The sequence below is a fragment of the Klebsiella sp. 10 genome (assembly GCF_018223925.1).
GTDB lineage: Bacteria > Pseudomonadota > Gammaproteobacteria > Enterobacterales > Enterobacteriaceae > Klebsiella > Klebsiella pneumoniae.
In genome coordinates, this window is record NZ_JAGRRB010000004.1 from 149515 (window position 1) to 173674 (window position 24160).

The 24160-nt window shown below is 57.9% G+C and carries 19 protein-coding genes and 1 pseudogene; 3 read left to right on the forward strand and 17 right to left on the reverse strand.

The features are described 5' to 3' along the window. Positions 1–18 precede the first annotated feature (18 nt). The 12 genes from KHQ26_RS04915 to tssB all read right to left on the reverse strand — a co-directional run bounded on the left by KHQ26_RS04915 (position 19) and on the right by tssB (position 16027). Positions 19–2460, reverse strand: a complete 2442-nt coding sequence (locus tag KHQ26_RS04915) for a T6SS phospholipase effector Tle1-like catalytic domain-containing protein (RefSeq protein ID WP_049125807.1) — start codon at positions 2458–2460, stop codon at positions 19–21. Beyond that, positions 2448–2978 carry a T6SS immunity phospholipase A1-binding lipoprotein Tli1-KP gene (tli1, locus tag KHQ26_RS04920; RefSeq protein ID WP_004224374.1) on the reverse strand — a complete coding sequence of 177 codons (531 nt, stop codon included), beginning with the start codon at positions 2976–2978 and terminating at the stop codon, positions 2448–2450. Before tli1 (KHQ26_RS04920) ends, KHQ26_RS04915 begins: the two co-directional genes overlap by 13 nt. A 68-nt stretch (positions 2979–3046) precedes the next feature. After that, entirely contained in the window at positions 3047–3577 is a 531-nt protein-coding gene (gene tli1 / locus KHQ26_RS04925; protein WP_032436153.1) for a T6SS immunity phospholipase A1-binding lipoprotein Tli1-KP, read from the reverse strand. 63 nt (positions 3578–3640) lie between these two features. Then, complete coding sequence (locus tag KHQ26_RS04930; protein ID WP_032410279.1) at positions 3641–4420, reverse strand: DUF4123 domain-containing protein; 780 nt, start codon at positions 4418–4420, stop codon at positions 3641–3643. Then, positions 4421–6790 (reverse strand): type VI secretion system Vgr family protein, encoded by a 2370-nt coding sequence (locus KHQ26_RS04935; protein WP_072159878.1) that lies wholly within the window; start codon positions 6788–6790, stop codon positions 4421–4423. Position 6791: 1 nt separating this feature from the next. Further along, positions 6792–9446, reverse strand: coding sequence for a type VI secretion system ATPase TssH (tssH, locus tag KHQ26_RS04940; RefSeq protein ID WP_020804524.1), 2655 nt, complete (start codon positions 9444–9446; stop codon positions 6792–6794). A gap of 264 nt (positions 9447–9710) precedes the next feature. Next, on the reverse strand, positions 9711–10202 hold the full coding sequence (hcp, locus tag KHQ26_RS04945; RefSeq protein WP_002902160.1) for a type VI secretion system effector Hcp: 492 nt from the start codon (positions 10200–10202) through the stop codon (positions 9711–9713). Positions 10203–10206: 4 nt separating this feature from the next. After that, a complete protein-coding gene (locus KHQ26_RS04950) occupies positions 10207–11913 on the reverse strand; it encodes an OmpA family protein (protein ID WP_049124146.1) in 1707 nt (568 codons plus the stop codon). Beyond that, positions 11910–12599: a type VI secretion system protein TssL, short form gene (gene tssL, locus KHQ26_RS04955; protein ID WP_020804527.1), complete on the reverse strand. Its 690-nt coding sequence runs from the start codon at positions 12597–12599 to the stop codon at positions 11910–11912. The genes KHQ26_RS04950 and tssL overlap by 4 nt, the downstream gene beginning before the upstream one ends. Further along, on the reverse strand, positions 12596–13939 hold the full coding sequence (tssK, locus tag KHQ26_RS04960; protein ID WP_004176432.1) for a type VI secretion system baseplate subunit TssK: 1344 nt from the start codon (positions 13937–13939) through the stop codon (positions 12596–12598). Before tssK ends, tssL begins: the two co-directional genes overlap by 4 nt. 9 nt (positions 13940–13948) lie before the next feature. Continuing rightward, positions 13949–15493 (reverse strand): type VI secretion system contractile sheath large subunit, encoded by a 1545-nt coding sequence (gene tssC, locus KHQ26_RS04965; protein WP_014907727.1) that lies wholly within the window; start codon positions 15491–15493, stop codon positions 13949–13951. Between the two features lie 42 nt (positions 15494–15535). Then, the gene (tssB, locus tag KHQ26_RS04970; protein WP_049124148.1) at positions 15536–16027 is read right to left on the reverse strand and encodes a type VI secretion system contractile sheath small subunit; all 492 of its coding nucleotides are present in this window, start codon (positions 16025–16027) and stop codon (positions 15536–15538) included. A 640-nt stretch (positions 16028–16667) separates the two neighbouring features. On the opposite strand from tssB, the gene KHQ26_RS04975 reads away from it, so the two are divergent. Further along, positions 16668–17234, forward strand: coding sequence for a DJ-1/PfpI family protein (locus KHQ26_RS04975; protein ID WP_004179538.1), 567 nt, complete (start codon positions 16668–16670; stop codon positions 17232–17234). Between the two features lie 198 nt (positions 17235–17432). On the opposite strand, the gene KHQ26_RS04980 is transcribed toward KHQ26_RS04975, so the two are convergent. Together KHQ26_RS04980 and KHQ26_RS04985 are read right to left on the reverse strand one after the other, a co-directional pair. Next, complete coding sequence (locus tag KHQ26_RS04980; protein WP_004224331.1) at positions 17433–18965, reverse strand: HD domain-containing protein; 1533 nt, start codon at positions 18963–18965, stop codon at positions 17433–17435. 216 nt (positions 18966–19181) lie between these two features. Continuing rightward, positions 19182–19943: an SDR family NAD(P)-dependent oxidoreductase gene (locus tag KHQ26_RS04985; RefSeq protein WP_019705447.1), complete on the reverse strand. Its 762-nt coding sequence runs from the start codon at positions 19941–19943 to the stop codon at positions 19182–19184. Between the two features lie 108 nt (positions 19944–20051). Here KHQ26_RS04985 and KHQ26_RS04990 point away from each other — a divergent pair, with 108 nt between their 5' ends. Both KHQ26_RS04990 and KHQ26_RS04995 read left to right on the forward strand, forming a co-directional pair. Continuing rightward, positions 20052–20966, forward strand: coding sequence for a LysR family transcriptional regulator (locus tag KHQ26_RS04990; protein ID WP_004176438.1), 915 nt, complete (start codon positions 20052–20054; stop codon positions 20964–20966). A 300-nt stretch (positions 20967–21266) separates the two neighbouring features. Next, positions 21267–21455 carry a hypothetical protein gene (locus KHQ26_RS04995; protein ID WP_004176439.1) on the forward strand — a complete coding sequence of 63 codons (189 nt, stop codon included), beginning with the start codon at positions 21267–21269 and terminating at the stop codon, positions 21453–21455. Positions 21456–21525: 70 nt separating this feature from the next. On the opposite strand, the pseudogene KHQ26_RS05000 reads toward KHQ26_RS04995, so the two are convergent. The 3 genes and pseudogenes from KHQ26_RS05000 to KHQ26_RS05010 all read right to left on the reverse strand — a co-directional run. After that, positions 21526–21789 (reverse strand): annotated as a pseudogene (locus KHQ26_RS05000) (ATP-binding protein); the annotation flags it as partial. Positions 21790–22001: 212 nt separating this feature from the next. Then, positions 22002–22871: an aldo/keto reductase gene (locus tag KHQ26_RS05005; protein WP_004152141.1), complete on the reverse strand. Its 870-nt coding sequence runs from the start codon at positions 22869–22871 to the stop codon at positions 22002–22004. A gap of 78 nt (positions 22872–22949) precedes the next feature. Continuing rightward, entirely contained in the window at positions 22950–24152 is a 1203-nt protein-coding gene (locus KHQ26_RS05010) for an MFS transporter (protein ID WP_020803557.1), read from the reverse strand. Positions 24153–24160 lie beyond the last annotated feature (8 nt).

The following is a 24160-nucleotide window of genomic DNA, read 5'->3' on the forward strand; positions in this document are numbered from 1 at the left end:
GATCCTCCTTATCCGCGTTCAGACCGTTGTCGTCAGAACGTCCTCCAGCCAGCTGGCCGGCAGCGCGGCTTGCCCCCGCGCCAGCTGCTCTTCCGCTTTCCGCGCCTTTTGCTGTGCGACAACGGTTCCCGGCTCGTGGGTAAATGCCCGCAGCTGCGCCCCTCCGGGCAGCTCCGGCAGCGCTTCCCCGGTTATCTTGTCCAGCACCGCCACCTCCAGCGAGCGCACGGCGCCTGTCGCAGCCAGCCCGGCCAGCTTGCCGGTCAGGCGCTTTTGCCGGAAACTGAGCACGACACCCGCGGTCACGGTCGCAAAACCCACCAGGTCTCCGGCGAGCACCAGCGGCGAGAGCGGTTTACTGCAGCGCTCGCTGAAGTAAATCATCCGGTAGCGGAAGTAACCGGTCCACATCTCGCGCGTGCCGAGCGCGGCATACATAAACCAGGCGCGTGAGTCATGTATCTGGTCATCAAACAGCGCCCTCACCAGCCCGGCAGGCTGTTCCGCGTTGCTGGCCTCCCCGGCCTCTGGGAACAGGACGGCCACCCGGGCCTCTCCGTCACGCTTCATGCGCCGGTATTCCTGCGCTTCATCATCGGTATTGAGAACGAAAATCACCGGCTGCAGCACGGTATCCAGCACCAGCTGCGCCAGGTTATCCGGAATACGGTAACCGTCGTGGTAATCCTTACCGAACTCCTTCGCCGCGTCGAACAGCTGGGTTTGATCCATCTTTGGGTCAAAATCCTTCACGCCCGGCTGCAAAACCAGCTCATCCATCCTGTCAGGGGGCTGGTTTGCTATCTGGTTCTGGCGAGCCCTGAGCACCGCCGCCTGTTTTTCATCACGAACCTCTTCTGCCGCCTTACGCGCGGCAGGCAGCGCTTCGGTATTCTTGGCGCGCTGATAGAAGGGCGTTTTCAGCATCGAGCCTCTGGCATAGCGGTCGATGCGCCAGGCGGTGATCCAGGCCATCTGCTCAGCAATGACGGTTTCCAGACTGCCGCCGGCGGCAGGTGGTTCGTAGTGAGAGGCTGCTTCGGGATCGAACGTTTTCGGCGTGGTTTGGCCCAGAGTAAGTTCGCGCCAGGCGTTGAAGCGGTTGACTAAAGGAATATCGGTATCAAATTGTTTTATGAGATCAGGGTGCATAGCACGCCATGCATCTTTTTTAAGATCAACAGGCAGCGTGTCGACAGGTACTTTCAGAGGGGCCCCAGCCTGGAAGCTCGCAGAATAAAGATCGTTTAAAACTACCTGAGATAGCAATAAACTGTCATTCTCACCATTCGCTTTCCCCTGATCCCCCGGTGGATATCCTCCACCAATATCCGAGTGCATCCCCGGGTAAACCACCTCAGTGGCACAGGGCGGGTATTTGCCGTTTGCCCGGCGCACTGAGTCCAGCGGAAAGCAGAGACGCTGCTCATGCCCGGAGACCAGGTGAACACATTTTTTTATCAGCCCGCCATAGGTTTCATCATCCGGCAGCTCCATCGTGCCGTCTGCCCAGGACATATGCCCGTCGGCAACCGGCACCACATGCGCCACCCCGACGGAGGCCACCGTATCCAGCAGCCCGAGAAACTCCACGCTGACGGGCAGCTGCATCCCGCCTGTCTGCAGGCACTGCGGCGGTTTTTCACCCTCCGCTGCCGGCGGGGGCAGCAGTTCGCTCAGCCAGCGCACAAAGGTGCGCGCCGCTGCCGCGCCGCGGGAAAAACCATAGACATACAGCTTGATGCCTGTCAGTTTCGGCTTGCCCGGCTCAGGCTGAATAATCAGGGGCTTCAAATCAGAGGCCAAATCATTCAGCAAACGAGTGAACTCTTCATAGCGGTTATGGCTGCCGCCAAATCCCAGCTGGTTCCAGCTGGTGCTCATTTCTTTCAGTGAACGACGACTCTCTGTGGTGGTCAGCCATTTTTCGGTGGCACTAAACATCAGCACATCGATTATGCGCAGCAGCGCCCAGTTAATCCGATCCTCCCCCTTAAATGCCCCCACCAGACCCATGGTGGAATAGTCCGGGTCATTCACTTCCGGGAAGGGGGTGCCCACGCCGGGCATATAGAATTTAAAATATTTCCCGTCTCCCCCGCCGTCATCATCAAACAGCTTGCTCTGATCGTCAGACGGCACCCCGCCAGCCGTTCCCGTTCCAATAGTCGCCCGAAACAGCCGGGCGATATTGGTCGGATGTTTCGGGTTCGCGATAAAAAAGTCATGATTTAAGTTATTGCCGGTACCGTCGAAAAACAGACTGATGTGCAGCGTTTTGCAGCACGGCGGCTCCACGCGCCGTCCGGCAGCCAGGCACAGTTCCTGGTGATAGCGCCGCTCGTCGCTGTTCTGCTGATGGCAGTTCTGCCCAACCTGCAGCGCCCGGCCCGGCAGACGTCCCTGCGGCGGAAACGGCGGCGGGACCCAGGCGGCATGGTTTTCGGTTATTTCGGACATACGGCGGGCTCCTTCATCCTGACGGGCTCTTTTATCGGATAGTTCGCATTTCTCGGTGACCAGCAGCTGGTGGTCACCTTCACGTCATCGCAGGGTAAAAAGTGCACCGTAATGCCGCACACATCCTGGCCGTTATAGTCGGGCAGCGGAACGGTTTGGCTGTGCTGGCGTTTTTGGGCATCAATGTCTGCTATCCAGGCTTTGTATTTAGCCCTGTCGGCAAACCCCGGGAAACCCGCGGATGAACCCTGCCCGGTTTCCCATTCAACGCGCACCGTCATACCCGGCGTCCAGCGGGCGGGCACGCTGAAGCAGCAGCCGCCACCGCCCCCCTGAAACGGGCCTATTGAATCGATACCTGACTGGCCATTGATACTGAAGTGGTTAATTGCCCATTTTGTGTGGTTGATGGCTTTTATTGTTCCACCACCGCCGCCTCCGGCCTGTGCGGCAGGCTGCGCGCAGCCGGTTAACAGCAGCAGACCCGCCAGCAGCGGGCTGATTAATGCAGATTTCATCGGACTCTCCCTGTCGGTTTGAGGGTGATTAAGTGAGGGTGATGTCACCCTGAATAAACAAAGGCGGGCTACTTCGGACAGACGGCCGGCTCCTTCATCCTGACGGGCTCTTTTATCGGGTACGACGGACTGCCGTAGGTGTAACAGCTGGTGGTCACCTTCACGTCATCGCAGGGTAAAAAGTGCATCGTAATGCCGCACACATCCTGGCCGTTATAGTCGGGCAACGGGACGGTTTTACTGTGCTGACGGTTGTTTTGTTTTAAATTATCTCTCCACTCTCTGTATTTTTTTGAATCAGCAAATCCAGGAAAACCTTCAGTCGATGCCTCACCACTTTCCCAGTCAACGCGCACCGTCATACCCGGCGTCCAGCGGGCGGGCACGCTGAAGCAGCAGCCGCCACCGCCCCCCTGAAACGGACCTATAATGTCGATGCCCGACTGACCGTTGATACTGAAGTGGTTGATCGCCCATTTTGTGTGGTTGATGGCGTCAATGGTGCCGCCACCGCCGCCTCCGGCCTGTGCGGCAGGCTGTGCGCAGCCGGTTAACAGCAGCAGCCCCGCCAGCAGCGGGCTGATTAATGCAGATTTCATTGGACTCTCCCTGTCGGTTTGAGGGTAATGAAGAGAGGGGTGTACTCAGCCAGACCAGGCTTTTCATTCTGAAGGTCTCTCACTGGTTTTTACGTCGGCAAGCCACTTCTTCATTACCCAGTCTTCACGAGCGTCATCCAGAAGAAGACCCTGGCGTGTCGCCTCCACCATGCCCTGGTAACAGGCCGAAAACAGTGACTGTCTTGAGTCAAACATGCCCGCAGGCGGAGCACAGTGCGACAACATGACGATGACATCGCTGATACACATCAGATGCTCAAGCTGGAGATCGCTGAGTTCTATTTTTGGCGCCTTTTCATCGCGTTCCGGCGGGAGACCACTGCCCTTGATGCCTTTCGCCTGGCCGTCAAGATCCTGCCACGCCCAAAACAGGGCCGGACGCATCAATGGCTCTTGCTGCTCGTCACTGAGAATGTGCGTAAACAACAGCGGAAATACCCGGGTATCGTAAAAGCGTAAAAGTCCGCTGCGCCCTTCCTGCAGAATATCCATACACTGCGTGAGCCAGTTCGCTAGCGCCGAAAAGGGCCAATATGCGCAGAACAGGAGCAGCGGCGCCTGGATGGCAAGTTGCTGGCTGATATCCTGTAACCAGCGCATTTGCTCAAGATCATCAAGCGTAAAGCGCGCCACCAGCGGAGCATCATCGACAATAAATGCTTCCGGAAGTCCATGAAAAAGCGACTGCCACTCAACTGATAGCGAATTCAGCGCCGGAATAACGGAAAAATCCACCCCCGCCTGATCGATAATGACATGCAGATAATCCGTTCCGAAAGCCCGACAGGTTCCGGCGACCTCCTCAATCCATTGTCTGGTCATCTATGCCTCCCGCGGCACGAAGCCCTGCGCCAGCGCCTGGGCTTTTTTAAGGCACTCTTTACACACCGATGCCGGTAGCTCAGGCAAGGGAAACGCCTCGCTGACTGGCCCCTGCAAATCATGCTGCCCCTTAAGGCTAATCACCCCCGGTCCGTGGATCTGTACCTCTCCCTGCGGGGTAAGACGGATATATGCGCCGCCGCAACCCAGGGTGATGCCATTTTTAGCCGTCAACTGCAGATGCCCCTGGGTTGACTGGACGGTGATATCTTTTAGCGCGGTCAGCGACAGAATATCGCCGTGCGACTCTACTACCAACGGGCCTTTGGCGGAGACCAGCCGCATTCCTTCCTGTTGCGCCAGCAGTGAAATAGCCTGGCTGGCATTCAGTGAACAGCGCTGTGCCGTGGTGATGTTGACCTCTCCCAGGCTCTGCAGATACAGCCCGTTACCGCTGTGTAGTAGGGTCGTTTCCGGCGTGACTGCGGCAATCCCCATCGGCGCCGACATCAGCAATGTCGGCTGTTTAAGATCGCTGGCGCCTGCGGTCAGTGCGCTTAATGGGCCGGTGTCTGGGACAACATTGTGATGGGTTTGCGTAATACTTCCCCATTCCGTGACCTGATTCACCGCACCTTTCAGCAAACTGACCGCCGGCTCCATCGCCAGCACCTGCCCCTGAGCCTGCACCTGTCCGTCCGCGCTGATAAATATCCCTTTCTGTGCCCGGATAGCTCCCCAGCTGTCGGTTCTCAGCTCAAAGCCTTCGCCGCGCGGCTGCCTGTCACTGTCCACCAGGTGCCCCAGGTTCAGCTGGCTTTTACCGCCGTACTCCGTGCTGACCTTGATATGTTCTTTCCCGCGCTCATCGTCGAGGCGGATTTTGTTGTTGGCCGGGGTGCGCAGGACGTTACGTTTGTCATTGCGGATAGTGACGTGGTCGCCGTGCGCCGAGTCGTGCAGCACGCCCGCGATATACGGCCGGTCAGGGTTACCATCCTCAAAGCCAATCGCCACCTCCGTCCCGGCCAGCAGCGGCAGGTGCAGGCCGTAGGTGTCTCCGGCATACGGCCGCGACTGGCGGACCCACAGGCTCTCGAACCCGGTTTCCCAGCGCGCGCGGTCAAACAGCATATTCACCCGGTAGCGTCCGTGTTTGTCGATATGCCCGTAGGTGTCGTTTTCCCGGGTGCTGGTCACGCGGGCCGGCAGCGTCCCGGCCATCACCGGACGCGCGCCGGGCTCAGGCCGGTAGCCGACGTCCGGGCTGTCCGGTATGCCGGCAAACTCCACCGCAAAGTCGGCATCGCGCCGGGCGTGGCTGTGCATCGCCGTGATGAGCACGCCATCAGCAAACTCCCCGGCCATCTCCTCTCCGCCGGTGACCTTCAGCACCTGTCCCGGGCAGAGCGTCGGGCAGCTGGTGGTGGCCTGCATCCGGGTCTGGCCGTTAAGATAACGCTCATGCCGAAGCCGGGCGTAAAACGCCCCGGACTCCGGCGCCGGATGGCGGTCATGGGCATTCCCCGCGGTCAGGTAGTTATCTCCCCAGTGGTAAGCCTCACCAAAGGTAGTGGTCTCCCCGCGGGTGACATCCACCTGCGCGTTCATGTCCGCCGTCGCCTCGCGGTAGTTGTAGTCGCGGGTACTGACCTGCTGCTCCACAACGCGGTGGCGACATGCCATCTCCCACACCGCGTCCACCCCGGCCGACTGCTGCCCTGACGGCGGGACCGAAGGCAACGTCAGCCCCTTCTCATAGCCCTGCTGACTGTCGCAGAACACAGCGACGTCGATGTGCAGCCGCGTGTCGGCGGTAAAGCGAAACCAGATCCCCACCTCACCCAGCAGACGGGTGATAAAGCGCAGGTCATCCTCGCCGTACTGCATCACCTGCTCGCGTCGCGGATACGTTTTTGTCAGCGAGAACAGAAAATCCTGACCACGCAGGCCGTGGCGCTCGCGGAGGATTTTTTCCACAATCTGCGGAACGGACTGGTCCTGGTAAATGGCGTTCTGGTGCGAGCGGTTAAGCAGCGCCAGGCGCGGCTGAAGCGTCAGCGCGTAGTGCGTTTCATCCCTGGAGGTACTGAGCCGTTCAAACCCCGTCACCACGCCCTGGATCACCCGCACGGGTTGCTGAACATTGATGCCGAAGCCCTGAGCCACCGGCGCCTGCAGCGTCAGGGAGGCTGCCTTCATCAGCATCATCTCTTTGCTGATGGCATGGTCTGCGCTGGTGAATTCAATACGGTAGCGGAACGGCTGGCTCAGGGCTTCATCGCCCTCGAAGGCCAGCACATCAAGCCCGGCTTCACATCCCTTCACCGAAAGCAGGTGGTGGTTATGGCTGAACAACAACGATTTCACGCTACTCATCGGATATTGTCCCCTCGTCAAACGCCATCACGACGCCTTCCTCTTCGTGATACCCCAGCGTCACCTGGCGCGGTTTCTGCCCCGCCGCCATATGGCTCAATAGCTGCTGACTCAGCGCCGGCAGGATCTGCTGATTCAGCAGACTGTCGACGTTGCGGGCGCCGGTATCCGGCAGCAGGCAGGCCTCGGTCAGCGCGTCGAACAGGCTCTCGCTGAGGGTGGTGGTGATTCCGTAATGGCAAGCCAGACGCTGACTTACCTGCCCGAGCTTCATGCCGACAATGGCGCGCAGCGCTGCCGCCGGCAGCGGACGGTAAATCACCGTCTGGAAGCGGGCCAGCAGCGCCGGCTGGAAGTGGCCGCGCAGCACCGGGCGCAGCAGCTCGTGCAGGTCTGATTCGCTGGCCTCCGGCTGTTCATCCAGCAGCTGCATCAGGAGGTCGCTACCGAGGTTGGCGGTCATCAGGATCACGGTGTTGCGAAAGTCGATTTCACGCCCCTCGCCGTCGCGCATTACCCCCCGGTCGAAGACCTGGTAGAACAGGTTCATCACATCGCGATGGGCCTTTTCCACCTCATCGAGCAGCACCACGCTGTAGGGGCGTTTGCGCACCGCCTCGGTCAGGATCCCGCCCTGGCCGTAGCCGACGTAGCCCGGCGGAGAACCCTTCAGCTGGCTGACGGTGTGCGGCTCCTGGTACTCGGAGAGATTGATGGTGATCAGCGCTTTCTCGCCGCCGAACAGCGCATCGGCCAGGGTGAGCGCCGTTTCCGTTTTGCCGGTGCCGCTCGGCCCGACCAGCAGGAACACCCCCTGCGGACCGTTCTCCGGCGTCAGGCCGGTTTTCGCGGCGCGCAGGCGCCGGGCAATAGCGCTCAGGGCCGCCTCCTGGCCAACCACCCGTTTGCCGAGACTCTCTTCCAGGCTCAGCAGCTCCGTCTGCTCATCTTTCATAAGCGAGGAGAGCGGCACGCCGGTCCAGTCGGCAATCACCGTCGCCACGGTGCGGACCTCGACGTCCAGCCCGAGCAGCGGATTGCCCTGCTGGACGGCGATAAGCGCGGTTTGCAGGTCGTTAATTTCCGCCTGGCGGGAGATATCGCGGCGACAGGCGAGCAGCGCTTCCGTCAGCTGCAGCTCCTGACCATACTGAGTTTCAAGGGTATCCAGCGCCAGAATAAGGCGGATCTCCTCCTGCTCAATGGCCGCCAGCCGATCGCCGCGGGCGCTGTTGCCCAGCGCAATATCTTCCAGCAGCGCCTGCTTCTCCATTGCCAGCGCGGTGAGCTGCGCCTTCATGCGGGTCAGCGGCTCAGGCACGGTATCCAAACTCATACGCAGGCGGGCGGAAGCGGTGTCGAGTAAATCCACTGCCTTGTCCGGCAGCTGGCGACCGGTGAGATAGCGTCGTGACAGCGTCACGGCGGCGCGCACCGCATCATCCGTGATATGCACGCCGTGGTGGTCGGCATAGCGGGACTTCAGGCCGCGCAGCATCAGGCAGGCGGTGTCGTCGTCCGGCTCATCCACCTTGACCATCTGAAAGCGGCGCTCCAGCGCGGCGTCGCGCTCGAAGTACTGCTTGTATTCACTCCAGGTGGTGGCGGCGATAGTCCGCAGTTCGCCCCGGGCCAGCGCCGGCTTCAGCAGGTTGGCGGCATCCGCGCCGCCCGCCTGATTACCCGCGCCGATGATCGTGTGCGCCTCGTCGATAAACAGCAGCACCGGCGAAGGCGACTGCTGTACCGCCTCAATGATATTTTTCAGCCGCTGCTCGAACTCGCCTTTGACCCCGGCGCCGGCCTGCAGCAGACCGAGGTCAAGGGTGCGCACCGACACCGGCTTCAGCGCGTCGGGGACGTTGCCTTCGGCAATGCGCAGCGCCAGGCCTTCCACCAGAGCGGTCTTGCCCACGCCCGGCTCACCGACGAGGATCGGGTTGTTTTTTCGCCGACGGGAGAGAATATCCACCATCTGGCGGATTTCCGTGTCGCGTCCGAACACCGGGTCAATCTGGCCGTCTCTGGCTTTGGCGGTGACGTCGAGAGTGAATTTGTCCAGCGCGTTCTGCAGCGCCGGGTTGAGCCCATCCGCATTCAGTTCGCTGCCCGCAGGACGCCCCACAAATTCCACGTCCCCACCATGGAGCTGCGCAAGCGCCGCTTCCTGCTGCGCTGGCGGACGTTCGTCGGACTGGGCATCCAGCAAGGGGCGCAGGCGTTCCAGCTGACGCTGGCCCAGCGTTAACAGCGGCCACAGGCCATCGCACTGGATCAGATTCTGTTTTTCAACCAGCGCCATCAGCAGGTGAACACTGCGGATCTGCGCTTCGCCGCTGAGAGAGGCAATCAGCCAGGCCTCCTGCATCAGCCTCAGGGTATGGTCAGAGAGCTGGGGACGATGACGTACCGAGCGCGGCTGTTTATCCAGCCAGCTCAGCAGATCCTGCCACAGCGCATCCATATCCCATTCATAGCGCCGCGCCAGCACCGTCAGATCGCCTTCCCCCTGTTCCAGCAGCTTAAGCAGCCAGTGCTCGGGCAGGATCTCGGCATGCGCCCGGGTCTGGCACAGGGAGGCCGCCCCCTCCATTGCGCGGGCACAGCAGGGATTAAGACGGCGTAACAGGCTGGCTGGATTTTCCATGAGATCCTCTCTTATTGTTTCCGGACACGCTACCGCCCGTCGCTGTTCCTGAACAGGAACCCCAAGCGCACAAGGTCAGGCAGACAGATTGTGTTTTTCTTTGCTGAGAACCCGTATCTCAGGCGCTCAGCAAAAAACGGCGGGCAGAGAAACGCTGCCCGCATCAGGCGATCGCCCGCAATAATCCCCGGCCGCAGAGATAACGATGCGGCCGGGATGAGCGAACGTCGCCTGCGCGCCAGCGGCGCGAAATATGACGGGCAATTACGCGGTGGCGCGTTCGTTCCAGCTATCGGAGTGAATGATGTTGCCGTCTTTATAGGTCCAGGTGATCTTCTCGTAGCGCAGCTCAATCTGTTCCAGATGGTTGTGCTTCTCGTAGGCGGGGTTTTTGATGTCGTGCATCAGGGGATTCACTTTCACCACCTTGACGTTCTCAAGTTTGGTATTGAAATACTCCACTTCCTGGCCGGCATCGTTGATTCGGTACCACTTAAACTCGGCGGACTTCAGGGTCTGACCGGTGGTCACCGCCTTGTACAGGTAGGGGCTGGAGGAGTCGATCTCCTTGGTGAACAGGAACGGCGTATGAATACGCGTGCCGGTCAGTTTGCCGGTGTTGTTATCGGTCGGGATGTACAGGTTATGCTCCTGAGCCACCACTTCGATACTGCCTTCACGATCCTGAACGTCGACAGACCCTTTAATGTCCGCGCCGCCGTCGTCTTTCAGCCAAAGATAAACAGGAATTGCCATGGAATTACTCTCCATTGTGTAGTGAAGCGCCATCATCCTGGGATGACGCAGAGGGTTGGTCCGGTAACCGGCAGGCGTCTACCTGCGGCACCAGACTGATTTCGACACGACGGTTCAGCGCACGGCCTTCCGGCGTATCGTTTGTTGCAATTGGTCGGCTTTCGCCATAGCCCTGAACGGCAAAGCAGCTGTCCGGCACGTCGCCGGTATCGCGCATCCAGTCGCGGACCGATTCCGCACGTTTCAGCGACAATAGCTGGTTGGCTTTTTCCTCACCCACGCTGTCGGTGTGACCCGCCACCACGATCAGCCACCCGGGCCTGGCCTTAATGTCCATCAGCGAGTTGACCAGCCGCTTTGTCGAACCAGGCTTCAGTACCCATTTCCCGGTATCGAATAGCGACATGCTGTCAAGGCGGATGACGTTCGGGGCAACGCGCTGCACCGGCCTGGGCGGAGGCGGAGGCGGCACGTAACCGCGAATCGCCTCCAGCAACGGCAGGCGAATCTGCTCCCCGTGATATAAGCCCAGACTCAGGCGCAGCGGGACGCCGTTACGCGCCCAGCTATCAAGCAGCGCGGCATCTTCACGCAGCACCCTGACAGCGCTGGCTTTTGGTCGATAATCATCCATCGCAATCCGCTCATAACGCGCAATATCGACGCCAACGCGCTGCAGCAGTTGTCGATTGTTCCAGCCACTGCTGAGCAGCGCGGCGACAGCCGCGAGGGTGAAAATCGCGAGCGCCGCGCGCCAGGCCCTGCCTCGTGGCGTGAGTCCCCGTCCCGCCGGTAACTGCGGCAGGATGAATTCCGGCAAAGCTGAAGCGTCCCCGGTGTCGCTCTCATCTGGCTGCCAGCCAGCTACCCGCGACAGGCCGCTATGTCGGGATAACCACGTCGTCCAGGCCGACGATGCCAGACTTCCGGGCAGCGAGGGCCCGAGGCCCCACAGCACGGCCGCAGGGGTCAGAGGTGGCAGGTCGGTATTCTCTTCCGTCAACACGGCATGGACGTGCTGTTCAGACCAGTCCATCAGGCTGTTCATCAGCACCTGCTGCTCCAGCGCGGCCGCCCCGCCGGCGCGTACCCAGGCCGGTACGGAGCAGGGGGCGCAGGAGGGCTGCCAGACTTTCACCGCTTCACCCGGTATCGCCGCCTGCCACAACAGGTCGCGACTCATCGCGCTGCCCACCTGCCCCTGCAGCGCCAGCGGTACGGCATACCCCGTCTGCTGGCGCAGCTGGCTGAGTTGCCAGCGCAGGGCCAGCAGAGCGCTGGTCAGCGCATCGCTTTGCGCATGCCGCTGCGGGCAGACGCAGAGCAGCACCGACAGCTGAGGCCCCCATTCCGGCCGCTGGCTCAATACCTGGCGCGCGACCTGCTGCAGCTCCTCCGTCTTTTTCACGCGGATCCAGCAGCCCTGTTTGACCACTCGCACCGGTGACGCTGGCGGCCAGACACACGGCAGGTCGCCGCAAACGAGGACCACCGGCTGGCGATAAGCGCCCTCCGGGAGAGGGGCCTGGGTTGATGCGACGTTACGTCCGGTACGACGACTGGCGATGCGCCAGATCCCGATGATCAGGGCCAGCGTGACCAGCAGAATGAGCCACGCCCCCCAGCGGGGAACCGGCAAAAATAGCAGGCACACCAGCGCACTCAGCAGACTGGCCCACAGCGCCAGCCCACGCTGCTGCGCGGGGCTCATTTCACCTCCCCCGGTAACAAGGTCAGCAGCAGGTGATCGAGCCAGTGGTTGAGCCCCCACCACAGGGCGAGTACCACTACCACGCTCAGGCCAATACGTACCGGCCATGGGGCCAGCCAGCCGCTTATCCCCAGACCGGCGCGACTCTCTACCAGTACGGGAGCGGTAGCCGGGCACTGAAAAGGAGGAACACGCTCACCGAGCGCGTTGACCAGCTTCAGGCGCTCGGGGTCGTGGAGGGAGCGAAAGCTGCCAATAAAACCCAGCAGCATCACCCGCTGAAAACAGGTGACCACGGCCAGGTTGGGCGCCGGTTCACGCAACACATCACGCATCCGCTCGCACAGGGTGTCGCCGGCGTCCATGGTGCCGAGGAAGTGCCCCTGCAGCGGAATGTCATACCACTGCAGGCAGGCCTCATCCTCCACGCCGCGACCTTTCACGGCTTCATCGAGCAGCGCGCACTGGGCGGTGAGAATATGCTGACAGCTGGCGTCATCAAGCCCGCTCGCCTTCAGCTCATGTTGCACGCGCTCGACATCAGCGATACAGCGCTGCCATAGCGTGTACCCTTCCTCATCGCGGAACTGCGGGCCGTGGCGCAGGCTGATAACCTGCAGCCAGGTGTTCTGCAGCAGCACATCAATATCAATGGACGCGGCGTTGCCGCGTTTAGGCTCATTCACGTTCGTAGTACCGCAAAAAGTTCAAGTTCAGGCTCACCGAGCATCCCCGGGACGTAAAACATACAGGTGCCGCTCTGCAGCATTTCCGTCGCCAGAGGGTGGGACACATCGAGGCTGAAATACTGATTTTCCAGACGCAGCGGGATCGCCGCCGGCACATGACGCAATGGCGTGAGGGGCACCCCTGTCCGCGAGGAGTTGACGATGGCTTTGACATGATCCGGACTGCCCACTTTGCACTGTCGCGGAAACTGCTCCTGCAGTTGGGCGACCGGTACCGACGAACGAACCGACAGGTAGTAATCAGCCCCTTCCCGCAGCCGGGCATCGTGCAGACGCGCCTGCCAGAAGTGCAGCCGGGCATCATGCTCCAGGGCAATCGCCACCACCCGCGATGGCAGGCTCGCCTCCAGCAGGTCGCTCAGTAAATCAAACAGCGGCGGAAAAACCGCGTTCAGCTGGTCATGCTGATAGATCGGGACGGCATTCGCCTGATGGGTGAGCGAAAAGGTCAGCAGGCTACCAGCCAGGCGCGCCAGCTCCGGGTAGAGGCGTTCCGGCGGGCTTTGCCGGTAACGCAGAAAGTACCCCAGCACCGGCTCGGCGCTGTTCAGCGCATTCAGCAACCAGAACAGAGAGACATCGGCTACGGCAAAATCAGCCATCCGTTCATTGCTTTCGCGACGCATGGCCATCAGGCGCGTCAGACGAGCCCGGAGCTGGATGAGCAGCTGTTCAAGCTGCGTCGCCAGCCAGCGGCTGCCCTGGATCTGCAGCAGCGGCGGGAGAAACGTCTCGTCGATAAGCCAGGCCCCCTGCGAGTCCCGCTGCAGGCGAACAAGCGGACAGGTCAGGTAATCGCTGTTGTCCTGGTGGGCGAAGCGGAGGGTCAGCTCCGGCTGTATGACGGCAATCTGCCGGGTATCATCCCCAAACTGGTTACGGACATCGCGCCAGCGCTGCCGGAAGCGCGCCGGCCTTTCGGCCACCTCCTCCGGCTTCAGACAGTTGCCGCCATTCGCCTGCATCAGGGGCAGCGCCAGCACGATCACCGCCTCGCCGGACGCGCCGTCCAGCGACAGCGCGGACGGCAGCGCATCGGCATTGTCCGTATCAATCATCGTGCCATCCTGGAACCGGACCTGCAGCCTGTGAGCCTGCAGGCGGCCCAGTTTGAGCATCTCTGGTTCGAAGGTCGCCTCAACCACTCCCCAGGGGTGGTTAAGACCCATCCGGGCAATCACTTCCGCAGTCCAGGCTGCATACGCAGCCTGCTGTTGAAAATGCTGAGGCGACACCATAATGCCCCGGCCCCACAACGGACGTTCCGTTTTCATCATCGTCCGAACCTACGCCTTCGCCTTTGGCATCTGGCTAACCAGCGACAGATTGACGTCCATCCCCTCGACCTGGAAGTGCGGCACCGCGTACAGCTTCACGCGGAAGAAGCCCGGGTTATCCTCGATATCTTCCACCACCACGCTGGCATCGCGCAGCGGATGGGAGGCCTGCAGCTCGTCGCCGGGGTCGGTCATTTCTGTCACCAGGCTCCGCACCCAGGTGTTCAGCTCCAGCTCCAGCAGACGCCGGTCCTTGGTGGTGCCGATATTCTCGCGCTGGATCATCTTCAGGTAGTGCGCGATGCGCGACAGCAGGAAGATATAAGGCAGACGCGCGTTGATACGGCTGTTGGCGGTGGCGTCGGCGGTATCGTACAGCGCCGGTTTCTGCGCGGAGTTGGCCGAGAAGAAGCAGGCGTAATCGCGATTTTTGTAGTACGACAGCGGGATAAAGCCCAGGCTGGCGAACTCAAACTCCCGCGTTTCCGGGATCATCACCTCGGAAGGAATTTTCACCTGGTTGCCGGTGCCCAGATCGTACAGATGGATGGGCAGATCTTTCACCGCGCCGCCGGCCTGCGGACCGCGAATTTGCACGCACCAGCCGTTATTGACAAAGCTCTTCACCATATTGGAAGCGAAGGAGAACGCCGCGCTGGTCCAGAGATACTTTTCGTGGTCCGGACCTTTCACCTGCTCGACATAGTTGAAGCTGCGCACCGGCACGGTGTCCGGACCGTACGGCAGACGACCCAGCACGCGCGGCATCACCAGACCGATGTAGCGGGCATCGTCGGTTTCGCGAAACGCCTTCCAGCGGATATATTCCGCACGATCGAAGTAGTTGCCGATATCCTTAATGGCAGCCACCTCTTCCATGGTCTCTTTCAGGAAGAAGGCCGGGCCGACTGCGCCGATAAACGGCATATGGGCGGCCGCAGAGACGCGGGAGATATTGCGCAGCAGCGCCACATCCTGCGGGCTGGCGTCGAACTCATAGGCCGAGATCACCGAGCCGATCGGCTCGCCGCCGGGAGTGTCATACTCCGCGGTATAGGTGTGCCAGTAGAGGCCGCTCTGGATAAGCTCCGGCGCGTCCTCAAAGTCCTGGCGCAGATCGTCTTTGGCGACGTCGAGGATCTCCGTTTTGACGTTCTGCCGATAGTCGGTGTTGTCCACCAGCTGTTTGAGGCCGCGCCACAGGGATTCGACCTGCTGAAACTCCTGATGGTGCATCACCGCGTCCAGCTGACGGCTTATCTGGAAATCCAGCTCGGCGATATGGTGGTCGATCAGCGTTTTGTCGAGCTTTTCCACCCGCTGGCCGGACTGACGGATGCGTTCCATAAACACCTGCATCGCCGCGGTGAGACGTTCCGCCGCCGGCGCCTCGGAGAGCGCGGCATCGTCCAGAAAGTCGTTGATATCCCCGAGGCGAGACGCCGGGGTGAGATTAATTTTTTCAAACAGCGAGGCGTAAACGCCCTCGCCCGCGCTGTTTTCCTGCAGCGTGGTTTGCCCCTGAACAGGGGCGTTTTCTGTGGTAACAGACATTAGCATTTTCCCGGTTAATCCATTAACAGACTTGCCCCGCACTTATTTCGGGGCAAGCGCACTCATTTCGTCGCGTAATTCCTGGGACAGCGCCGGATCTTTCAGGATTGCCTCAAGCTCTTTTCTGAAAGTGGCGTTATCAAGCAGATTGGATTTGAGTTCGCGTAATAAATTACGCATCGCCAGCATGGCGCGGAGTTGCGGAATTTGCCGGGCAACCTGCTCCGGTTCAAAATCTTTGATGTCGGTAAAACGCAGTCTGACGTTCTCCTCTTCGCCATTGCCGGCCAGCGTATTCGGCACCGAGAGGTTAACTTCCGGGCTAAATTCCGAAAGTACGCTGTTAAAATTATTTTTATTGACGTTGATTTTTTCTCTTTCCGATAAAGGCCGGTTTTCCTTCCCATGACTAAAATCGCCAATGGTAAGCAGCTTCAGCGGCAGTTCGACCTTCTTTTGCGCGCCGCCGGTATGAAGAGATAATTTGAGATTAATGCGCGCCCTGGGGACTTCATTCTGGAACGTATCAGCCATAGCAGTTCCTTTCCTTAAGGAATAATTATTGAAGATATATTGATGTGAAACGTGACGATGATAAAGCAAAAATGGATTACCGATCAACTTAACCACCTAATAATTATATTTATTCATAAACACCCCCTTTCACCACGAAAATAAAAGCACCATGAATATCAATATTTGAAATGTGTAACAACAGCCAATGATAAATTCAATAAATAATGCACCAAAGGAATGTTTGCAATGGATACTATAAGGCGTACTAAAACATTAAGCGGATGAATAAAGGAAACCATAGAGACGACCGGGGCAATATAATTCGCTCATTATGCAAATTTAGCGTAACAACGCAATAAATTACTCAGAGGGATAATATCTGGCTTCCATCCGATTGCCCCTTCGCGGCGGACGCTTAATAGTGCAGGCGCGAAATCTAAACGGTAACAATATTCTTCTGCTACCCTTACTCCCCACAAACCGATTTTTTGCGGATAACGAGCCACAGCGCGATGTCGGACAAAGTTGTCGTTAGCAAAAAAACATGAGCCCGGTTACAAGACGCACATGACACCGTCGTCGGCATCCTGAACGGTTCGCATTCTGCAAGTCGCCAGGCTATATCTAAGACACCTTTCGCCCACAACGAGACACAAAGATGAGCAAGAAAATCCTAATGCTGGTCGGCGATTATGCCGAAGATTACGAAACGATGGTTCCTTTTCAGGCGCTGCAGATGATTGGCCACCAGGTCGATGCCGTCTGCCCGGATAAAACCGCTGGCGACTATGTCATGACCGCAATCCATGACTTTGACGGCGCCCAGACTTATAGCGAAAAGCCGGGCCATCGCTTCACGCTGAACGCTGACTTCGCCGCAGTAAAGGCCGAGAACTACGATGCGCTAGTGATCCCCGGCGGCCGGGCGCCGGAGTATCTGCGCCTGTACGAGGAGGTTATTAAACTGGTACAGGCATTCGACGCCGCGCGTAAACCTATCGCCGCCGTCTGCCACGGCCCGCAGCTGCTGGCCGCCGCCGGTATTCTGCAGGGACGGACCTGCAGCGCCTATCCCGCCTGCGCTCCGGAAGTGCGCCTGAGCGGCGGGCACTATGCGGATATTGGTATCGACCAGGCGCATGTGGACGGTAACCTGGTTACCGCCCCCGCCTGGCCGGCTCATCCACAGTGGCTGGCGAAATTCGCCGCCCTGCTGGCGGAATAACCATACTGAGCCGGTGTTTTTGTTGAGCCACCCGCTCCCCTGCGGGAATCTATGCCTCAGCGCGGTGTTTAGTCTCGGGTAAACGCGCTGTTGTATGTTATACCGATGGCGGGGATGCGCCACGATTTACCGCTTATCTTCAGGGGCCGGTTAAAAAACCAGCCCCTGAAAGATTTATCGCTGCCCTGACGGGCATCATCAATTCAGCAACGCGATCTGCTTGACCACTATTTCATTGATTTTATAGATTATTTCAGGAGTTACGCGTTCTTTGATATCGCGGTCAACAAATACCCGAATGCAATATTTGATGATTTGATACTGATTTAACTTATCACCACATTCAATTAACGGTTTTATTTCGTAGCGGTTCTTAAGATCTTTCACCAAAAGCTTAACTTCGGTTTTATCCAGGTCTTTAAAGGCGCAGTCGGAGACAATATCAACGGCAAATTCATGTGGTTTGAAATGAGGCTGTAATACAGAAGTCAATAACCCGGTGAGTTGACTCTTCCACGCCTTATTTTCCTTGTCAGCGATGTTAGCTTTATACACAGAGTGTTTGGCCTCATAGACCTTCGACCATGGGTGTCGGTTAATAATGTCATCAAGTATTTTTTTATTAACCGCCTCGGTATCGCTGATATCTATCCATTCACCAACCTTGTCATTCAAAAAATAATCATCACTGCACGCCAAATAAAAATCCTTCAGCGCGTCGATGAAGCTTTCATCGCTATGGTCAACGATACGGTCGGTAACGTCAGCGATAATGACATTTTGTGGATCCTTGCTTTGCATAATCTCACATAATGTGCTCAACATCGTCGCAAAGGCGCGGTTTGTTTTATGGTAATACACCTGCGAGAAAAGGCTGGAGCGCGCCCCAATAAACTCAGCGATCGAATCAATCCCACTCTCTTTGTAAGCAAGGTACAATTTTCCCTGTTCCTCGACCGGGACAATTGACATAAACAAGCGATTGTAATCGTAGATGCCACACTTGACGCCGGAGAAATAGCCATCTCTGAGCAAGTAATCCATCCGGTCGGCATCGATCGGACAGGAAGAGATGATCGAGGTCATTAACGGCAGGATATCTGTTGCCTTTCCATTAATTTCCTCAATGATCTGTTGGTCACCGTATCTTTTTTCGATGATTTTTAACACATTTTCGATATTTATTTCGTCATCGACCTTACCTTGTTTTCTCAGATCATGATAAATCATCAGACTGAACAACAGCGAAAGCTGTTCATGTTCAACTTTCTGTTCTGGCTTGCTTAATACATCAATGATTGAATGGTAGGCTGTGGGGAGAACATCGGAGAATTCGTGCTTACCAGGCATAAAACTCTCAAACTGGTGGGATACCGGCCCGTGCCCGATGTCATGCATCAGGGCAGCGAGTCTCAACTCCTGAATGTTGTGTTTTGGTATCTGATCGATATGACCAAACACATGGCCATCATCATATTTCTTTTGATACCGTATCGCATTCAGGCGTAAATTATTGAGTATTTCACTTGATAAATGCAGCACCCCGAGAGAGTGTTCGAAGCGGCTGTGCACCGCAGAGGGAAACACCTTATATAAAAAAGAGTTCTGTTTAATGTTGCGTAAGCGCTGGAACAGGGGGTGATTGATAAAGGCAATCTCGAGTGTCGTCAAACGAATAGTGCCGTGAATGGGATCAAGGATCTTACTGGTCAATTCATTTTCAAAATCCATATCTTAAATCCTTTCATACGTGCATTAAATATATTTAGCATATTGACTGTTTATTCAACAATAATCTTGCGCATTCAGGCAATAAGGTCAATCACTAATATTTAACGAGCAACGCGGCAGATCATTATTTCCTTATCTCTCCACAGCGTCGCGCTATATCGGCATCCACTGACATATCGATTGACTACGGATGAAAACAGCCCCGGTTTTCTTCGCTCAGATGCGCATTCCCCCTGAAACCTCAATGCGCTGGGCATTCACCCAGCGATGATCATCGGATAACAGCGAGGCGATCATCGGCCCGATATCCTCTGGCAGGCCAGGTCGGCCCAGCGCCGTCATGTTCGCTACCGCCTGAGCGACCTGCGGGTTATCCCGCACCACCCCGCCGCTGAAATCGGTGGCGATGGCGCCGGGCGCCACGCAGTTCACCGTGATCCCGCGACTGCCCAGCTCAAACGCCATATAGCGAGTCAGGGTTTCCACCGCGGATTTCATGATCGCATAGGGCGCCCGGTTCGCCATCACGATGCGGGTGAGGCCGGACGAGACATTCACTATTCGCCCGCCATCGGCCAGCAGCGGCAATAGTTTTTGACTGAGGAAAAAAACGCTCTTCACGTGGATGCGATACAGCGCATCGAATTCCGCTTCCGTGGCGTTAAGAAATCCCATGCCGCTGGCGTTGCCGGCATTATTGACCAGATAATCAAATTTATCGGCGTCCAGCTCCGTCAGCGCGCCCTGAAAAGCGCTAACAAATGCGTCAAAGGTGTCGATTTCGCCAGCGCTGAAAGGCAACGCGATCGCCCGGGCGCCCAGTGCTTCAACCCGTGTAACCACCTCGTTCGCCTCGGCAAGACGCGTTTTGTAGGTCAGTACTACATTTACGCCGCGCTGTGCCAGCGCTTCGACGGTCGCGCGTCCCAGGCCGCGGCTGCCGCCTGTCACCAGGGCGATTTTTGCGCTATTGTTCATGTTTTCTCCTTTTCTCTCTGCTGAAAACATGAGCGATTATAAGCCCCTGAATGCCGACGATAAGACCGCGTTGGGCGACAGGATAGTTTTGCCAGCTGGAACAATGTCATGGATAAACTGGATACTCTGACCTTGTTTGTGCGCATCGTCGAACGGGGCTCATTCAGTGCCGCCGCCGCGGATCTGGGGGTTTCCCGGCCAGTAGCGACCGCGGCTATTAAAGCGTTGGAGGTCAGTCTCGGGGCGCGGCTGCTACATCGTACCACCCGGCACGTACGGCCGACGGCAGAAGGCTCGCTGTATTATCAGCGCTGCGTGTCCATTCTGGCGGCCCTTGAGGAGGCCAACCGCAGCGCCGGGGGGAGCATCTCCGGCACCATTCGGGTAGACGTGGCGGGCAACCTGGCGCGGACCCTGCTGCTGCCCGCGCTGCCGCAGTTTCTCGCCCGCTACCCGGACATTACGCTGCAGATCGGCGAAAGCGAGCGTGACGTCGATCTGGTTCGCGAGGGAGTCGACTGCGTCATTCGCGGCGGCCATCTCCCCGACAGCGAGATGATCTGCCGGCCGCTCGCCGGGTTGCAGGAGATCACCTGCGCCAGCCCGACCTATCTCGCCCGGTACGGCACCCCGCATACGATTGAAGGACTGACGGGCCACGTGATGATCGGGTTTGTTTCATCGCGCACGCAACGTACCTTGCCGCTGAGCTTTACCCAGGATGGCCGTCAGAGCGAGGTCAGTTTGCCCTGTCGGTTGCTGACTTCCGATGCCGACGTTGGCGCCGAAGCGGCAAGGCTTGGCTTTGGCCTGTATCAGGCCCCCTTGCCCCGCCTTGAGGCCGATCTGGCGTCGGGCGCGTTAACGGAAGTGCTGGCCGATTTTCGCCCTGCGCCGCTCCCGCTCTCCCTGCTCTATCCCAGTAATCGGCAGCTCTCTGCCCGGGTACAGGTATTTATCGACTGGGTGACGGCGCTGATGAAGCCTCCCCTGGCGCAGCAGGCATCCGGAAGGCTAAAATAACGTTTGCTATTATTCACGGCACGTGCGTTAATCGTTGAGTCGATTTACCAGACAAAAAGTTATTATCTGAGTACGTGTTCTCATCTCCAGGCGTTATCCCTGATACCACCTTCCTTTGAGCAGTCCCGTTAGTAGTTTGCTTTTTCTGTAAACAGGCCCTGTCAGATCCTTGTCGGCTCCTTAAAATGTCCGCCATCTGACCCAAAACCCGGCTTACCACCAACTAAAATCAGCCGCGTTAATTTTCCTGAAACGACCATTGTCTTTTCAACAGAACATCACCCATACAAGGTTTACATTATGATCGAACATATCCATTTTAGATGCCCATGCTGCCATGGCTCCCAGTACAGAACGTCCCAGTTTGACGTCACTGAAAAAAACCCTTTTGGTGCGAAATGCATTTTCTGCAAATCAGCCATGATGACATTAGATACCATCCGTCCTCATCACCTTGGCGTGCACTCCGCTGCCCAGGCACAGCAATAAGATGATGAAGCCGGTGAACGCGGGTGGGGAAATTCCCCCGGTGATTCACCCGGGGGCAACGTCTGTTCCCTCACCCGCAGCGATCGTCGGTGGCATGGCTTAGGCGGGTATCAGGCAACGCTTCTATCAGGGTAGTCACATTCTCCCCGGCGCCAGTTTCCACATTAAAATAGTCCACCGCACGCAGAATAAGCCGCAAGCCTCTGCCGCCTTCCGCTAACGGATCGACATCAAAGTGCTCATCGTTACGCGCCAGCGCCAGGCGTTCGGCAGGAAAGATCTCTCCCGCATCGATAAAGCGCAGTGTCACGCGGTCATTGGCAGCGAAAATTTCCCGGGAGACTGCCGCTTTAAAGGCCACTGCGACGGAAGCATCCAACCGACATGTCACCGGCCAGAGGATCAACTGTCACCAGTCAGCTGCCCGTGACGATCGACTACCGCATTGACAACCATCGCGGCAAACGCGTGGGCGCTAACCAGCATACTGAACCCGTCGCCGCAGCGCAGGCGAGGAGATGGATATCGAATCAGCCGATGCCGCAATCAGTCGTGGATTTTCACCCCCAGACATCCGCGAACGAACTCAGGGTTGAAGTGTTTTACCGCTTCGCCAACATAGCCTAAATCCAGGGCGCTGATTTGCGCCATTTCGTTATCTGTTAATACGAAATCCCAGATAGCAAAATTTTCTTCAATGCGCTCCTGGCGGGTGGATTTAGGGATCACCGTGACGCCACGCTGCACGTTCCAGCGCAGAACAACCTGCGCAATGGTTTTCTGGTGCGCATCGGCGATCCCCCGAAGCAATGCATCTTGATACGGATTATGTCTGCCACCGCCTAACGGCGCCCACGCTTCAGGCTGAACGTGATAATGCTTCATGGCTTCCAGCGCCGCGGGCTGCGCGAAATAAGGATGCAGTTCAACCTGGTTCACCATTGGTTTAATTCTGACAGTTTCGCAGAAGTTAGCTAACACATGGGGGTAAAAATTGGAGACGCCGATCGCTTTCAGGGTACCGGCCTCATAGGCCTCTTCCAGCGCACGCCAGGCGCTGAAATAATCGCCCATCGCCTGATGTAGCAAATAAAGATCAAAGTATTCCAGGCCCGATTTTTTTAATGACGCGGCAATCCCGGCTTTCGCCATCCCGGTGTTGGCCATGTCCTGGACCCACAGTTTGGAGGTAATAAACAGCGCCTCGCGGGTACACAGACCTTCGGCGATGGCTTCGCGCACGGCCTCACCCACCGCATCTTCATTATCGTAGACGGCAGCGGTATCGATGAGGCGATAACCGGTGCGAATGGCGTTCAACACCGCCTGCTTACACTCCGCTTTATCGGTCACCTTGAAAACGCCGAAACCCAGCATCGGCATTTTGCGGGCGTTACTTAATACTGAATATTCCACGGTGAAGCTCCCCTCTTGTTAAAACACCATGGTAAGACAGGAACGCGGTCACGATTAGCCTGTCATTCCTGATTTGACTTATGCATTCAATTCATTAATCGCAGTGCGCTGATATGATCTGATTTTGACAGAGAGCAGAAAAGTCACCCCTGCCGCGCCCAGCAGTAACAGACCGCTCAGTGCAAAAGTGCTGTGCCATCCCAGACTATCAAACACCAGGCCGCCTACCGTTGACCCGAGGGCTATCGATAGCTGGATCACGGCGACCATCTGCCCGCCGCCCGTCTCCGCATCCTCGGGCAGCGTCCGCGCAATCCATGTCCACCAGCCGGTGGGCGCCGCTGTCGCCAGCAGGCCCCACAGGCTTAACAGTACGGTGACCGATCCCATATGCTGTCCGGCCAGCAGAAGCGTTCCGGCAATCGCGGCCATGACCAAAGGGATAGCTATCAGCGTCGGATAAAATAGGGCATTCAGAACGGTCGTAATAAGCAGCGTGCCGACAAAACCGGCGATACCAATCGCCAGTAATATCAGGGGCAGACCAGAAGGACTGACCTGGGTCACCGTCTCCAGAAACGGTCGCACATAGGTAAATAAGGTAAACTGTCCCATAAAGAACAGTCCGCAGGCCAGCAATCCCAGGGATAGCGTAGAAAGACGGAACAGACGCAGCACCGATCCCTGCCGCTGTGGTGCGCGCGGACTTTTCATCGACGGCAGGCTAATGCATTGCCAGACGAAGGCCAGCACCGCCAGCGGGACAAGACATAAAAAGGCGCCGCGCCAGCCGACGGTGGCCCCCAGGTAGCTGCCCAGCGGCGCTGCCACAACGGTGGCCAGCGCGTTACCACCGTTAAAGATGGCCAGTGCGCGGGGGACCTGGCGTTGCGGCACCAGCCGAATGGCCGTTGCCGCCGACATCGACCAGAAGCCGCCGATGACGATCCCAATGAGCGCTCTGCCCAGCATATAAACCGGGAAACTGGACGCCAGGGCAATAATCACCCCAGAGGCTGCCATCAACGCCGTGAGCCCCAGCAGCAGCCATTTACGGTCCAGCGATCCGGTAAGACGGGATATCGTCAGGCTGGTCAGTACCGCCAGCGCGCCAGAAAGCGCAATGCCCTGACCGGCTAATCCCTCGGTAATGTGTAAATCACCCGCGATGGGTGTCAACAGACTGACCGGCATAAATTCTGAGGCAATGAGCACAAATACGCAGAGCGTCATCGCCAGGACGCCGCTCCAGTGTGCCCGGGTGTGACCTAATGCAGACATTATTTCTC

What these genes read in the sequence shown, in the direction of transcription:
- KHQ26_RS04980 (WP_004224331.1), bottom strand. Translation starts at nt 18,965, where the DNA reads ATGGATTTTGAAAATGAATTGACCAGTAAGATCCTTGATCCCATTCAC.
- hcp (WP_002902160.1), bottom strand. Translation starts at nt 10,202, where the DNA reads ATGGCAATTCCTGTTTATCTTTGGCTGAAAGACGACGGCGGCGCGGAC.
- KHQ26_RS04990 (WP_004176438.1), top strand. Translation starts at nt 20,052, where the DNA reads ATGGATAAACTGGATACTCTGACCTTGTTTGTGCGCATCGTCGAACGG.
- tssC (WP_014907727.1), bottom strand. Translation starts at nt 15,493, where the DNA reads ATGTCTGTTACCACAGAAAACGCCCCTGTTCAGGGGCAAACCACGCTG.
- KHQ26_RS05010 (WP_020803557.1), bottom strand. Translation starts at nt 24,152, where the DNA reads ATGTCTGCATTAGGTCACACCCGGGCACACTGGAGCGGCGTCCTGGCG.
- tssB (WP_049124148.1), bottom strand. Translation starts at nt 16,027, where the DNA reads ATGGCTGATACGTTCCAGAATGAAGTCCCCAGGGCGCGCATTAATCTC.
- KHQ26_RS04915 (WP_049125807.1), bottom strand. Translation starts at nt 2,460, where the DNA reads ATGTCCGAAATAACCGAAAACCATGCCGCCTGGGTCCCGCCGCCGTTT.
- tssK (WP_004176432.1), bottom strand. Translation starts at nt 13,939, where the DNA reads ATGATGAAAACGGAACGTCCGTTGTGGGGCCGGGGCATTATGGTGTCG.
- tli1 (WP_004224374.1), bottom strand. Translation starts at nt 2,978, where the DNA reads ATGAAATCTGCATTAATCAGCCCGCTGCTGGCGGGTCTGCTGCTGTTA.
- tli1 (WP_032436153.1), bottom strand. Translation starts at nt 3,577, where the DNA reads ATGAAATCTGCATTAATCAGCCCGCTGCTGGCGGGGCTGCTGCTGTTA.
- KHQ26_RS04975 (WP_004179538.1), top strand. Translation starts at nt 16,668, where the DNA reads ATGAGCAAGAAAATCCTAATGCTGGTCGGCGATTATGCCGAAGATTAC.
- tssH (WP_020804524.1), bottom strand. Translation starts at nt 9,446, where the DNA reads ATGGAAAATCCAGCCAGCCTGTTACGCCGTCTTAATCCCTGCTGTGCC.
- KHQ26_RS04950 (WP_049124146.1), bottom strand. Translation starts at nt 11,913, where the DNA reads ATGAGCCCCGCGCAGCAGCGTGGGCTGGCGCTGTGGGCCAGTCTGCTG.
- KHQ26_RS04930 (WP_032410279.1), bottom strand. Translation starts at nt 4,420, where the DNA reads ATGACCAGACAATGGATTGAGGAGGTCGCCGGAACCTGTCGGGCTTTC.
- KHQ26_RS04985 (WP_019705447.1), bottom strand. Translation starts at nt 19,943, where the DNA reads ATGAACAATAGCGCAAAAATCGCCCTGGTGACAGGCGGCAGCCGCGGC.
- KHQ26_RS04995 (WP_004176439.1), top strand. Translation starts at nt 21,267, where the DNA reads ATGATCGAACATATCCATTTTAGATGCCCATGCTGCCATGGCTCCCAG.